Origin of the sequence: Cellulomonas jepli, assembly GCF_047229345.1 — a bacterium.
GTDB lineage: Bacteria > Actinomycetota > Actinomycetes > Actinomycetales > Cellulomonadaceae > Cellulomonas_A.
In genome coordinates, this window is record NZ_JBFTER010000024.1 from 1 (window position 1) to 12,926 (window position 12,926).

11 protein-coding genes are annotated in these 12,926 nt (G+C 74.7%); 4 read left to right on the top strand and 7 right to left on the bottom strand.

Annotated features, from left to right (window positions below):
* Window positions 1–345: 345 nt before the first annotated feature.
* The 3 genes from AB6N24_RS07890 to AB6N24_RS07900 form a co-directional block, all read right to left on the bottom strand.
* Window positions 346–1,386, bottom strand: coding sequence for a TatD family hydrolase (locus AB6N24_RS07890; RefSeq protein WP_412868860.1), 1,041 nt, complete (start codon window positions 1,384–1,386; stop codon window positions 346–348).
* Window positions 1,383–3,011 (bottom strand): methionine--tRNA ligase, encoded by a 1,629-nt coding sequence (metG, locus tag AB6N24_RS07895; RefSeq protein ID WP_412868861.1) that lies wholly within the window; start codon window positions 3,009–3,011, stop codon window positions 1,383–1,385. Before metG ends, AB6N24_RS07890 begins: the two co-directional genes overlap by 4 nt.
* A 193-nt stretch (window positions 3,012–3,204) precedes the next feature.
* A complete protein-coding gene (locus AB6N24_RS07900) occupies window positions 3,205–4,350 on the bottom strand; it encodes a GH12 family glycosyl hydrolase domain-containing protein (protein ID WP_412868862.1) in 1,146 nt (381 codons plus the stop codon).
* A gap of 297 nt (window positions 4,351–4,647) precedes the next feature.
* Here AB6N24_RS07900 and AB6N24_RS07905 point away from each other — a divergent pair, with 297 nt between their 5' ends.
* Window positions 4,648–5,373, top strand: a complete 726-nt coding sequence (locus AB6N24_RS07905) for a hypothetical protein (protein WP_412868863.1) — start codon at window positions 4,648–4,650, stop codon at window positions 5,371–5,373.
* 91 nt (window positions 5,374–5,464) lie between these two features.
* On the opposite strand, the gene AB6N24_RS07910 is transcribed toward AB6N24_RS07905, so the two are convergent.
* On the bottom strand, window positions 5,465–6,364 hold the full coding sequence (locus AB6N24_RS07910) for an oxidoreductase (RefSeq protein ID WP_412868864.1): 900 nt from the start codon (window positions 6,362–6,364) through the stop codon (window positions 5,465–5,467).
* 64 nt (window positions 6,365–6,428) lie between these two features.
* Here AB6N24_RS07910 and AB6N24_RS07915 point away from each other — a divergent pair, with 64 nt between their 5' ends.
* Window positions 6,429–7,037, top strand: coding sequence for a TetR/AcrR family transcriptional regulator (locus AB6N24_RS07915; RefSeq protein WP_412868865.1), 609 nt, complete (start codon window positions 6,429–6,431; stop codon window positions 7,035–7,037).
* On the opposite strand, the gene AB6N24_RS07920 is transcribed toward AB6N24_RS07915, so the two are convergent.
* Together AB6N24_RS07920 and AB6N24_RS07925 are read right to left on the bottom strand one after the other, a co-directional pair.
* Window positions 7,034–8,257, bottom strand: coding sequence for a PQQ-dependent sugar dehydrogenase (locus AB6N24_RS07920; protein WP_412868866.1), 1,224 nt, complete (start codon window positions 8,255–8,257; stop codon window positions 7,034–7,036). The genes AB6N24_RS07915 and AB6N24_RS07920 overlap by 4 nt on opposite strands.
* A 120-nt stretch (window positions 8,258–8,377) precedes the next feature.
* Entirely contained in the window at window positions 8,378–9,562 is a 1,185-nt protein-coding gene (locus AB6N24_RS07925; protein WP_412868867.1) for an aminotransferase class I/II-fold pyridoxal phosphate-dependent enzyme, read from the bottom strand.
* 215 nt (window positions 9,563–9,777) lie between these two features.
* Here AB6N24_RS07925 and AB6N24_RS07930 point away from each other — a divergent pair, with 215 nt between their 5' ends.
* Entirely contained in the window at window positions 9,778–10,347 is a 570-nt protein-coding gene (locus AB6N24_RS07930; protein ID WP_412868894.1) for an isochorismatase family protein, read from the top strand.
* Window positions 10,344–11,075, top strand: coding sequence for a ribonuclease FAU-1 family protein (locus AB6N24_RS07935; RefSeq protein ID WP_412868868.1), 732 nt, complete (start codon window positions 10,344–10,346; stop codon window positions 11,073–11,075). Before AB6N24_RS07930 ends, AB6N24_RS07935 begins: the two co-directional genes overlap by 4 nt.
* Window positions 11,076–11,144: 69 nt before the next feature.
* Here the strand turns inward: AB6N24_RS07935 and AB6N24_RS07940 are convergent, their stop codons facing one another.
* Window positions 11,145–12,911 carry an ABC transporter ATP-binding protein gene (locus tag AB6N24_RS07940; RefSeq protein WP_412868869.1) on the bottom strand — a complete coding sequence of 589 codons (1,767 nt, stop codon included), beginning with the start codon at window positions 12,909–12,911 and terminating at the stop codon, window positions 11,145–11,147.
* Between the last annotated feature and the right edge of the window lie 15 nt (window positions 12,912–12,926).

A 12,926-nucleotide genomic window follows, 5' to 3' on the forward strand; every position in this document is an offset into this window, starting at 1 on the left:
CGCCGGGCGAGGCCGGGGACCGCCGTGCGCGCCTGCGCCCGCTCGAGCGCCGCACGCTCGCGCCGCGTGAGCGGCAACGCGTCGGGCTCGGGCACGGGCGTCCTCTCGGTCCTCGGTGGGTGCTGCGCCTGCGGTGCTCGCAGGGACCCGGCCCCCTCGGGGCACGGTCCGCGCGCGGCACGTCCGACCGTAACCGATCCGTGACCGCGGCGGGTAGCGGGAGCAGGACGCTTGTCCGGGTTCGCCGGGACGTCTCACCCGTCGAGCACGCCCGGCGCGGCTCGGTCGTGCCCGCGGTGCGGCGCGGTCGTGCCCGCGGCGCGGCGCGGTCGGGTCCGGGCAGCGTCAGGCCGGGCCGTACACCGCCTCGGAGGTCGCGCTCAGCGTGCGGCACAGCGCGTCGAGACCGACACCGCGCTCCGCGGCGACCCGGCGCACCGTGAGGCCCAGCAGGTACGGCGCGTTCGGCCGCCCGCGCAGCGGGTGCGCGGTGAGGTAGGGCGCGTCGGTCTCGACGAGCACCCGGTCGAGCGGGACCGCGCGCAGGGCCGCCCGGAGCTCGTCGTTCGCCCCGAAGGTCACCGGACCGGCGAACGAGAGGTACCAGCCGCGGTCCGCGCACAGCCGCGCCATGGCCGCGTCGCCCGAGAAGCAGTGGAAGACGGTGCGCTCCGGCGCACCGTCGCGCTCCAGGACCTCGAGCACCGCGGCGTGCGCGTCCCGGTCGTGGATCTGCAGTGCGAGGCCGAGCTCCTTGGCGAGCGCGACGTGCGCGCGGAACGCCTCGACCTGCACCTCGCGGCCGAGCGGACCGGCGCGGAAGTGGTCGAGCCCCGTCTCGCCGACCGCACGCACGCGCGGGTTCGCCCGGGCCACGTCGGCGACGCGGGCGATCGCCGCGTCCAGGTCGAGGTCGTGGCGCGGGTCGAGCGCGGGGTCGAGGCCGTCGGGCGCGACCTCGAGCACCCGCGCGTGCAGCACGGCCTCGTTGGGGTGGATCGCGACGGCACCGAGCAGCCGGACGCCCGCGAGACCGTCGGGGTGCGCGCGCAGCAGCGCGTCGGTCCACGCGATCGCGTCGACGTCGCAGCCGACCTGGACGAGCGCCGTGACACCGGCCGCCGCCGCCCGGCCGAGGTGGTCCTCGAGGGTACGGCGCCCGGGCGCACGGCTCGCACCGCGCTCGTCGTCCGTCGGGGCGCCGTCGCGCTGCCCGTCGGGCGACGGCGCGTCAGGCGCCGCCGACGCACCGGCCGCGTCCGCCGCGCCGTCGGGCACGTCGAACGCGAGCACGCTCTCGAGGTGCGTGTGGTTGTCCCAGACCGGGGACGGCAGCGGCTCGGGGTCGGCCGGCCAGCCGCGCTCGCGGCTGCGCGACCGGCTCACTGCTCGGCCGGCTCCTCGATCCGCGGGAACAGCGACGCACCCTTGGTCACGGTGGTGCCCACCGGGAGCACCCCGAAGCGGCCGGCGTCCGCCACCGGCTGCGCGCCGAGCGCCCCGAGCGCCCCCTCGGCACCGAGCGCCGCCCACAGCTGCTGCGCGGCCCGCGGGGTCACCGGGTGCAGCAGCACGGCGAGCGAGCGCAGGGCCTCCGCGGCGGTCACGAGGATCGTCGCGAGGCGCCCACCGGCGACGCCGAGCCCGTCCTCGCCGACCTCGCCGGGCGCCTTGGCGACCTTCCACGGCTCCTGCTCGGTCAGGTAGAGGTTCGTCGCGTCGACCAGGGTCCACACCGCGCCGATGGCCTCGTGCAGCGCGAGCCGGTCGATCGCCTGCTCGGCGTCGGCCACCGCGCGCGCGGCGACCTCGGCGAGCGCCTCCTCGGCGGACGTGAGCGGGCCGGGCTCCGGCAGCGAGCCGCCGAAGTTCTTGGCGATCATCGCCGTGACGCGCGAGGCCAGGTTCCCGAAGCCGTTCGCGAGCTCGGAGGTGTATCGGGCGTGCAGGTCCTCCCACGAGAAGGAGCCGTCCTGCCCGAACGCGATCGCGCGCAGGAAGTAGTAGCGGAACGCGTCGGACCCGAACGTGTCGATGATCTGGCTCGGCGCGATGCCCGTGAGCTTGGACTTGCTCATCTTCTCGCCGCCGACCAGCAGCCAGCCGTGCGCGAAGACCTGCCCGGGCAGCGGGAGCCCCGCGGCCATCAGCATCGCCGGCCAGATGACGGCGTGGAACCGCAGGATGTCCTTGCCGACGAGGTGCACGTCGGCGGGCCAGACCCGCTCGAACCGCGCCTTCTCCTCGGGGTCGTCCGACCCGAGGCCGACGGCCGTCGCGTAGTTGAGCAGCGCGTCGAACCACACGTAGAGCACGTGGCTCGTGTCCCACGGGATCGGGATGCCCCAGTCGAAGGTGTTCCGCGAGATCGACAGGTCCTGGAGGCCCTGGCGCACGAACGCGAGGACCTCGTTGCGGGCGCTCGCGGGCTGCACGAACGTCGGGTTGGCCTCGTAGAACTCGAGCAGGCGCTCGGTGTACGCGCTCATGCGGAAGAAGTAGTTCTGCTCGGAGAGCATCTCGACCGGCTTGCCGTGGATCGGGCAGACCTTCTGGCCCTCGTACTCCCCGGTGCCGTCGAGCAGCTCGCCGGGAAGCTTGTACTCCTCGCAGCCGACGCAGTACGGGCCCTCGTAGGACCCCGCGTAGATCTCGCCCTTGTCGTGCAGGTCCTGGATGAACGACTGCACGCGCGTGGTGTGGCGCTCCTGCGTGGTGCGGATGAAGTCGTCGTTGACGACGTCGAGCGTCTGGAGCACGGGCTGCCACTGACTCTCGACGAGCCGGTCCGCCCACTCCTGCGGGCTCACGCCGTTCGCCTCGGCGGTGCGCATGACCTTCTGCCCGTGCTCGTCGGTCCCCGTGAGGAACCAGACCTGCTCCTGGCGCTGGCGGTGCCAGCGGGTGAGGACGTCGGCCGCGACCGTCGTGTACGCGTGCCCGATGTGGGGGGCGTCGTTGACGTAGTAGATCGGCGTGGTCAGGTAGAAGGACGAGCGGGACTCGGGCATGGCGACATCGTAGGCGGGGGCGCGCGCCGGGTCCCCGTCATTGCGCGCGGGTGGACCGTCGCGGCGCCCCCGTCCGCCCCGACGCCGTCCGCGCCCGCCCGGTCCGCACCGGCGGCCGCGTGCCGACGCCCCGCGGTGGCCGTGGTGGCCGCGACGGGGCGTCGGTGCGTGCCGGACGGGGGTCAGGCCCGGGTCACGAGGGCGTGCAGGTGAGCGCGGGCGTCCCGGGGGCCGCGCCGCTCACCTGGAAGCCGAACGTCGTCGAGGCGCTGGCCGCGAGCGAGCCGTTGTACGACTCGTTGCGCACGGTCTCGCTCGAGCCGCTCTGCGTGAGGCGGCCGTTCCACAGGCTGCTGATCGTCTGGCCGTTCGGGAACGTCCAGCGCACCGTCCACGCGGAGATGGCCGACGAGCCGGTGTTGCGGACCGTGACCGAGCCCTGCGAGCCGCCCTGCCACGCGTTCGCGGTCGAGTACGTCGCGGAGCACGCGCCCGAGCCGGTCGGCGGCGGGGTCGTCGGGGGCGGCGTCGTGGGCGGGGGCGTCGTCGGCGGCGGGGTGCTCCCGCCCGTCGTCACCGAGAAGCTGTTCACGGCGAGGCCCGTCCCGCCGATCCACGGCTCGAAGCCGGCCTGGACGCTCGTGAGCCACCAGGCGTTCGACCCCAGCCCGCGGCTGACCACGTCGTCCCAGAAGGTCTTGACGTTGAAGCTCCGGCTGGTCGTCGGAGTCGTGCGCACGTACGAGATGACGTTCCAGCCGATGTTGCCGGACCACACCTCCCACGTCGCGCCGTTGAGGTTCGCCGTGCCGACGCGCGAGCCGATCGGCTGGATCGAGCCCTGGCGGTTGAGCCAGATCATGAGCTCGGCACCGTTGTTCTGGCCGGTCGTCGACGTCGGGCGGCTCTGGTGGAACCAGATGTCGTACGCGGCGTTGTAGGTGCCGCTGCTCGGGTAGCTCATGCTCACGCTGGTCGAGATCCCGGCGAACGCGGGGTCGCTCGCCTGGAGGCCGTTGGTGAGGATGTTGCCGCTCGTCGAGCAGACGCCGTAGTGGCAGCCGTAGTAGACGGTGGGGTACGACTTCGGGGTGCCGTTCGTGGGGTTGCTCCCGTCGGCCTGGGTGACCCGGAAGCCGGTCGCGGTCGTGTCGATGCACTGCGTCGCGCTGCTGCCCCAGCGGTTGTTGCCGACGACGTAGCGGCCGTTCTGGATCGGCGCGCTGCCGTACTGCTCGCAGATGACGGCGGCGGTCGCGGGCGCGGCCGCCACGAGCACGGACGCGCCGAGCCCGAGGCTCAGCAGGCCCGTCAGCAGGGTGGTGCGTAGGGATCTCATGTCGCTCCTTGGTCCGTGCGGGGACGGCGAGGACTCACGTTGCTCCGCGCGGGTGCAGGCCCGGCAGGAGTGGCCGACGACGCAGCACTGCGACGGGGCGACGTCCGTCATGGAAGCACCGCTGCGGCCTCGCCGCGCTCGGCGAAACGTTTCACCATCCGCGGGGTCCGCACGCAGAGCGGCCGCCCGACGAGAACCGCGCTCGCCCGTGCCGCGCCCCGTGCGCGTGGCCGGCGAAGACGCCCGCACACACCGGGCGCCGTTGACCGGCCGGCGCAGCAGCGGGATCGTCGGCGCATGTACTTCGTCCCGGACGACGGCTCCGTGCCCACGCTCCCCGCCTGGTCCACGGGCCCCCCGGAGAACGAGCTCCCGGTCCCCGTGCCGGTGCGGGGGGTCCTCGCGCGGACGGACGACGTCGCGATCGCGCTCGTCGGGGGACGCGTGTCCTCCACGGGCGTGGAGATCGACCTCACCGTCCGCCGCCGCGACGACGAGGACGACGACGCCGAGCTGCACACGATCGTCCACGGTCACGCCTACGCGCGCCGCCCCGGACCGGCGGCCGGCCGCCTGCTGCTCGGGGTCGAGCTGCCCGACGGCGGCGTGGCGACGAACGTGGGGCCGGCGCTCGAGTCCGCCGACGACGACGCTCCCCGGTTGACGCCCCGCGACAGCCACGGCGGCGACCGCCGCGTCGACGCGACCTTCTGGCTGACGCCCGTGCCGGCCGAGGGCGACCTCGTCTTCGTCTGCGCGTGCCCGGCGCTCGGCGTCCCCGAGACGCGGACCGTCGTCCCCGCGGCCGTCCTCGCGGGTGCGGCGGAGCGTGTCGAGGTGCTGTGGGCGGTCGAACCGCGCGTGGCACGGCCGCCGGCTCCCCCGCCGGTCCACCCGCCCGCCGGAGGGTGGTTCGAGCGCGTGCTCGGCCCGGCCGACGCGCCGGCGTCGTCGGGCGCGCCGCAGTCGCCGGGCGGGCCGCCGTCGCCGGACGAGCCCGCGCCGCCGAGGTCACCGGCCTGACGTCGGCACCTCGTCGATGCACCCCGCGCGCCGCACCCCAGCGCGCGCACCCGCCTCGCCCCTCGGCCCAGGGCGCCGTCCGCGCCGAGCCTCAGGCCGCGTGGAGCGCGCGCCCGGGGAACGTGACGCCCGTGAGCTCCTCCGAGACGTCCCACAGCCGTCGCGCGAGCTCGCGGTCCCGCGCCTTGGCGGACCGGCCGACGAGCGTCGGGGCACCGCGGCCCTCGAGGAAGCCCCCCGGCCCGGCGTAGGAGTCGCCCGGGACGTCGCCGACCGCCGCGAGGAGCGTCGGCAGCGCGCCCTGCTCCTCGCTCTGCGACATGAGCCGGCTCACGGCCCGCTCGACGGCGTGCCGCGCCCGGCTCCGACCGTCGGCACGCAGGAGGTTCGTGGCGGCGAGGCCCGGGTGCGCCGCGGTCGCGATCACGGGCGAGCCGGCCTCGTCGAGCCGGCGCTGCAGCTCGGTGGTGAAGAGCAGGTTGGCGAGCTTGGACTGGGCGTACGCGGTCATCGCCCGGTACGGCTTGCGCTCCCACTGCAGGTCGCCGAAGTCGATGGCTCCCATCCGGTGACCGTTGGACGAGACGGTCACGACCCGTCCCCGGATCCGCGGGAGCAGCAGGTTCGTGAGCGCGAAGTGGCCGAGGTGGTTGGTCCCGAGCTGCAGCTCGAAGCCGTCGGCGGTGCGCGTGAGCGGCGGGATCATCACGCCCGCGTTGTTGATCAGGACGTCGACGTCCCCGGTGAGCTCGTCCGCGAACGCGCGCACCGAGGCGAGGTCGGCGAGGTCGAGCCGGCGCACCTCGACGTCGCCGGCCATCCCCGCGGCGGCGCGGCGCCCCTTCTCGACGTCCCGCACCGCGAGGACGACGCGTGCGCCGCGCTCGGCGAGCACCTGCGCCGCCACCCGCCCGATCCCGCTGTTGGCACCCGTGACGACGACGGTGCGCCCGGTCATGGCGGGGACGTCCGCCGCGGAGAATGTTGTCATGTGCAACATAGTAGGCAGCGGCCACAATGTCGTCAACGGCAACATCGGCGGTAGGCTGCGAGGCGTGCCCGAGACGACCGACGAGCGCCGCTACCACCACGGCAACCTCCGCACCGCCCTGCTCGACGCGGCGGAGCAGCGCCTCCGCGCGACCAGCCCCGACCAGGTCACGCTGCGCGACCTCGCGCGCGAGATCGGTGTCAGCCACGCCGCCCCCCGCCGGCACTTCGCGAACCGGCAGGCCCTGCTCGACGCGCTCGCCGAGGCCGGGTTCGCCCGCCTCGACACCGCCCTGCGCGGCGCGCTCGCGGACGCCGGTTCCGGCGCCGACTTCCCGGGACGCCTGCGCGCCGCGATGACCGCCTACGTGCACTTCGCGACCGAGAACGCCGCGCTGCTCGAGCTCATGTACACGAGCAAGCACCGGGCCGGCGCTGAGCGGATCGTCGAGGCCGCGTCGGCCCCGTTCACGCTCATGCACGGGCTCGTCGTCGAGGGTCAGGAGCTCGGGGCCCTGCCTGCCGGTGACCCCGAGCGGACCGGCCTCGTGGTGTTCGCGACGCTCCAGGGCATCGCGTCGATGATCAACGGCAGCCTGGTGCGGCCCGAGCTGCTCGACGGGCTCGTGGAGACGGCGGTCGAGCAGCTGCTGGGCGGCGCGCGCCCGGGCTAGCCGGCGGGTACCACGGTCACGCGCAGGATCCGGTCGTCGCCGTCGCGCACCCGGCCGCGGCCGTCGGTGTTGCCCGTGACGACCCACAGCGAGCCGTCCGGCGCAACCTCGACCGCGCGGAGGCGCCCGTGCTCGCCGTCGAGCAGCGCCTGCGGCTCCCCCACCCCGTCGGACCCCAGCGGCACGCGCCACAGCCGCTCCCCACGCAGGCCCGCGAGGTAGACGCCCTCGCCGGTCACCGCGAGCCCGCTCGGTGACGCGTCGGACGTCGCCCACGTCGCGACCGGCGCCACGAAGCCCTCGTCCTCGCCGCCGTCCCCCTCGACGACGGGCCAGCCGTAGCTGCTGCCGGGCGTCAGCACGTTGAGCTCGTCCCACGTCTCCTGGCCGAACTCCGAGGCGAACATCCGGCCGTCCGCCGCCCAGCCGACGCCCTGCACGTTGCGGTGCCCGAGGGTCCACACGGGCGAGCCGGGGAACGGGTTGCCCGGCGCCGGCTCGCCGTCGGCCGTGACGCGCAGGACCTTGCCGCCGAGGCTGTCGCGGTCCTGGGCGAGCGACGTGTCGTAGGTGTCGCCGGTCGTGACGTAGAGGAACCCGTCGGGGCCGACCTCGAGGCGACCGCCGTTGTGGTTCTGCCCCTTCGGGATGCCCGTGAGGACCTCGGTGACCTCGCCGAGCGTCGCGCCGTCGAACGGGGCGGTGAGCACGCGGTTGTCGCGCTCGGACGTGAGGTAGACGGCGACGGTCGTCGCGCCCGCGCCCGGCGCGGCACCCTCGGACGCGCCCTCCGCGGGCAGGACCGCGACGCCGAGCAGCCCGCCCTCGCCCTGCGCGTCGGTCGCCGCCGCGATCGCGTCCGCACCGGGCCCGACGACGTCCGTCACGTCGCCCGCGGGGTCGACGACGACGAGCCGTCCGGCGTCGCGGAGCGTCACGAGCGCGCGACCGTCGGGCAGGAAGTCCAGGCCCCACGGGATGTCGAGCCCAGACACGACCTCGTCGACCGCGGTCACGTCGACCGTCGGCACCTCCACGAGCGCGGCGCCCGTGCCGGTCGACCCGGTCGCGGGCGCCGTCGACGACCCCGGGCTCAGCCCGGGGGTCGCCGGACCGCCGCCCGCGTCGGACGTCGTGCACCCGGCGAGCAGGAGCGCCGCCACCGCGAGCGTCACCGTCCCGTCCACCCCTCGACCGCTCCACCGCGTCCGCTCGACCATGCGGTCAGCCTCGCGGGTCGCGGGCACGGCCGCCTCCCGACGGCGCGCAGCGTCACCCCCGCGCAGCGTGGACTCGCACGCCGCGTCAGCACCGCACGCAGCGTCGACCCGCGCGCAGCGTCAGCCCAGCCGCGTCAGCCCGCGCCGCAGCCCGCGCACGGCCTGCGCGATCCGCTGCTCGTTCTCGATGAGCGCGAACCGCACGTGCCGGTCGCCGCCGGGACCGAACCCGACGCCCGGCGACACCGCGACGTCGCACTCCCGGACGAGGTGCTGGGCGAACTCGATCGACCCCATCTCGGCGTACTGCTCGGGGATCCTCGCCCACGCGAACATCGTGCCGCGCGGCTTGAGGATGTCCCACCCGATGCGCGTGAGGCCGTCGTAGAGCGCGTTGCGGCGCGACGCGTAGACGGTGTTGAGCTCGGTCGGGTAGTCGGCGGCCTCGTTGAGGGTCACGGTCGCGGCGATCTGGATGGGCTGGAACGTGCCGTAGTCGAGGTAGCTCTTGAGCTTGGCGAGCGCCCCCACGACGTCCGGGCGCCCGACGAGGAACGCGACGCGCCAGCCCGCCATCGAGAACGACTTCGTCATCGAGTACAGCTCGACGGCGACCTCCTTGGCACCCTCGCACTGCAGGATCGACGGCGGCGTCCACCCGTCGAAGCACATGTCGGCGTACGCGAGGTCGTGCACCAGCACCACGTCGCGCTCGCGCGCCCAGTCGACGAGCCGCTGCAGGTCGGGCAGGTCGACGGTCGTCGTCGTGGGGTTGTGCGGGAACGAGAGCACGACGACGCGCGGCTTGGGCCAGCCGAGCTCCCACGCCTCCATGACGCGGTCGATGTACCCGGCGCCGTCGTCGCCGTCGCCGATCGGGACCTGCCGGGCGTCGGCGCCGGCGAAGTACGGGCCCCAGATGTGGATCGGGTAGCTCGGCGTCGGGACGATCGCGGCGTCGCCCGGCTGCAGCAGCACCCACATGAGGTGGCTGAAGCCCTCCTTCGCGCCGATCGTCGAGATGATCTCGGTGTCCGGGTCGAGGCTCACGCCGAAGCGCCGCTGGTACAGGTCGGCGACGGCCTGGCGGAGCTTGGGGATGCCGCGCGACGAGGAGTACCGGTGGTTGCGCGTGTTCTGGGCCGCCTCCGCGAGCTTGTCCACCGCGATCTGCGGGCTCGGCAGGTCCGGGTTGCCGAAGCCGAGGTCGATCACGTCGTGGCCGGCGCGGCGGGCCTCGAGCTTGAGCGAGTCGATGATCGTGAACACGTAGGGCGGCAGGCCCGGGATGCGGCGGAACTCCATGGACCGACGCTAGTGCCCGCGTGCGGGGACGCACCCGGTCCGCCACGCTGCGAGACTCGGGACGCGGGGCCGCCCGCACGACCTGGAGGAGCACCGTGACGCAGCAGGACTCCCACGCCCAGCCGACGCCGACCAGCGCCACCGCCGCGCCGAGGACGTCAGCGCCGACCGCCCCTGACGCCGCACCCCGGGCAGCGGCTGACGGCGCCGGGCCCGTGCGCGCGCTGCTCGTCGTCGACGTCCAGCCGACGTTCTGCGAGGGCGGGTCGCTCCCGGTCGAGGGCGGCAACGCCGTCGCCACGGCGATCGCGCGCTACGTCGACGTGCACCGCGACCGGTACCCGCTGGTCGTCACGACGCAGGACTGGCACGTCGACCCGGGCGCCCACTTCAGCGACACCCCCGACTTCGTCGACACCTGGCCGCCGCACGGTGTCGCGGGCACGGCCGAGGCCGCGATCCACCCCGCGCTCGCCGCGATGCTGCCCGACCTCAGCGTCCGCAAGGGCGCGTACGCCGCCGCCTACTCGGGCTTCGAGGGCGTCGACACCGACGGGCGCCCGCTCGCGGACCTGCTGCGCGAGGGCGGCGTGACGGACGTCGACGTCGTCGGGATCGCCGAGTCGCACTGCGTGCGAGCGACCGCCCTCGACGCCCACGCGCTCGGGCTGCGGACCCGGGTGCTGACGGACCTCACCGTGCCGGTGACCCCGGAGCTCGGCGCGCAGGCGCGCGCGGAGCTCGCCGCGGCGGGGGTCGAGCTCGTCGCGTCGTACGACGCGTGAGCGGACCCCGACCGGCGCGCGGCACCGGCACCGACGTGCCCACCGAAGCCCGGGCCCTCTACCCCGCGGTCCCCGGCGCCACACCCGTCGACGGCAGCGGCCCGTACTGGTCACCGGGTGACGTCCTGTTCTGGCGCGAGTCACCCCACCGCGGCCACCCCGTCCGCGTCGTGCGGGACGACGCGCGCGGACTCGTCGCGTGGCTGCCGCGCGGCTCCGAGTCCGTCGTCGCCCGGCTGCCCGACGGCCGGGACGTGCGCGCCGTGCGGCCCTCGGAGCGCGACCGGCACACCGAGGTCCCCAACCGGAGGCGGTGGCAGGGTGCGGGCCAGGTGCGGGTGGCTCCCACGGGCGCCCCCTGGTCGCTCTGGTTCTTCACGGGCGACGACGGCGGGTGGACCGGCGTCTACGTCAACGTGGAGCTGCCGCACCGGCGAGGAGCGCGGACCACCGTGACCCACGACCTCGTGCTCGACCTCCTGGTCCACCCGGACGGGTCGTGGCAGTACAAGGACGAGGACGAGCTGGCCGACCTCGAGGGGGCCGGGACGATCTCGCCGGCGTTCGCGTCCTGGGTGCGCGCGCAAGGCGCCGCCGCCGCGGAGGTCGTCGAGCGCCGGGGCTGGCCGCTCGACGAGGGGTGGGAGTCGTGGCGCCCGCCGACCGGGTGGGACGAGCCCCTGCCCCTGCCCGACGACGTCCGGTACGCGGCGGACGAGCTCGGCTGACCCCGTCCGCGTCGCGCCCGGCCGGGTGCCGACGGCGCGACCAGCCGGTACGACGGCTGCGATCCGCGGTCAGCCCGCGAGCGGCCCCATCGCGTGCAGCTGCGCGTACGCTCCGCCGCGCGCGACGAGCTCCTCGTGCGCGCCGATCTCCACGAGCCGCCCGTCGCGCATCACCGCGATCCGGTCGGCGCCCTGGATGGTCGTGAGCCGGTGCGCGACGACGAACGTCGTGCGGCCCTTCATCAGGCGCGCGAGGGCCTCCTGCACGAGGCGCTCCGACGCGGTGTCGAGCGCCGAGGTCGCCTCGTCGAGCACGAGCACCCGCGGGTCCCGCACGAGCGCGCGGGCGATCGCGAGGCGCTGGCGCTGACCGCCCGAGAGGCGTGCGCCACGCTCGCCGATCACGGCGTCGAGCCCGCCCATCGCCTCGACGAACTCGAGCGCGTTGGCGTCCCGGAGGGCGGCGCGGACCGCGTCGTCGGACAGGTCCGGGCTGCCGTACGTGACGTTGGCGCGCACGCTGCCCTCGAACAGCAGCGACTCCTGCGGCACGACGGCGAGGAACCGGCGGTAGGTGCGCAGGTCGAGCTCGGCCATGTCCCGGCCGTCGAGCAGGATGCGGCCCTGCGTCGGGGCGAGGAACCCGATGACCATGTTCAGCACGGTCGACTTGCCCGAGCCCGACGGCCCGACGAGCGCGACCGTCTCCCCCGCGGCGACGTCGAGCGTCAGCCCGTCGACCGCGTGCTCGTCCGGCGCGTCGTCGTACGCGAACCGCACGTCGTCGAAGCGCACGGCGCCCGCGACGTCGGTCACCTCGGCCTTGCCCGCGTTGCGCTCGACGTCGGGCTCGGTCAGGACCTCGCCCATCGACCGGACCGACTCGAGGCCCTTCGTCACGACGGGCGCGAGGCTGAGCAGCGCGGTCACCGAGCCGGTGAGCGCCATGAAGTAGCTCGAGAGCATCACGACGTCGCCCGCGCTCACGTCGAACACGCCGGTCCACGCGACCCACGCGGCGCCGACCAGGCACGCGACGCTGAGCAGCTGGAACGTGATCCACGCGAGCGCGCCGAACTTGCCGTTGACGACGTCGAGCCGGATCCCGGCCTCGCGGACGCCGACGAGCGAGCGGTCCATGCGGTCGAGCTCGTCGTTCTCGAGCGCGTGGGCCCGCGTGATCGGGATGAGGTGCGTCATCTCGCTGACCCGCGCCGACATCTGCTCGACCTGCGCGCGGAACGCGGCGTTGCGCGCGGTCATGCGCCGGCGCATCGCGACGACGAGCAGGGCCGACGCGGGCACCGCGACCGCGAACACGGGCAGGAACTCCGGGACGCGCACCGCGGTGATGACGATCGCCCCGGCGAGGGTCGTGACCGCCGCCATCCCCGAGTCGAACGTCTGGCGGGTGCTCTCGACGACGTTCTCGACGTCGCGCACGATCTTCGCCTGGAGGACGCCCGCGCTGATCCGGCGGTGGTAGCCGATCGACAGCTCCTGCAGGCGGCGGCACAGCGCCATGCGCAGGTTCGTCTCCACGGTGCGCACCGAGAGGGACAGCTGGCGGATGAACAGCACGCTCAGCGGGTAGTTCTGGCCGATGAACAGCGCCATGAGCGCGGCGGCCCACCACAGGTCCCGCAGCGGGCGGTGGTCGACGACGATGTCGATGACCTCCGCGGTGAGCACCGGCATGATCCACACCGGCGAGTGCTTGAACGCGAACGCCACGGCCGCGACGAGCAGGCGCCAGCGCTGCCCCGCGAACAGGTACGCGAGCGTGCGCAGGGGTCGGCCGCCCTGGTAGCGGTCCTCGAGCAGCTCGCCGGTCACCGCGTCATCGTAACG

Excerpts from the sequence above, each read along its gene's own strand:
- AB6N24_RS07905 (WP_412868863.1), top strand. The coding sequence starts at position 4,648 with ATGTACTTCGTCCCGGACGACGGCTCCGTGCCCACGCTCCCCGCCTGG.
- metG (WP_412868861.1), bottom strand. The coding sequence starts at position 3,011 with ATGCCCGAGTCCCGCTCGTCCTTCTACCTGACCACGCCGATCTACTAC.
- AB6N24_RS07920 (WP_412868866.1), bottom strand. The coding sequence starts at position 8,257 with ATGGTCGAGCGGACGCGGTGGAGCGGTCGAGGGGTGGACGGGACGGTG.
- AB6N24_RS07925 (WP_412868867.1), bottom strand. The coding sequence starts at position 9,562 with ATGGAGTTCCGCCGCATCCCGGGCCTGCCGCCCTACGTGTTCACGATC.
- AB6N24_RS07900 (WP_412868862.1), bottom strand. The coding sequence starts at position 4,350 with ATGAGATCCCTACGCACCACCCTGCTGACGGGCCTGCTGAGCCTCGGG.
- AB6N24_RS07910 (WP_412868864.1), bottom strand. The coding sequence starts at position 6,364 with ATGACAACATTCTCCGCGGCGGACGTCCCCGCCATGACCGGGCGCACC.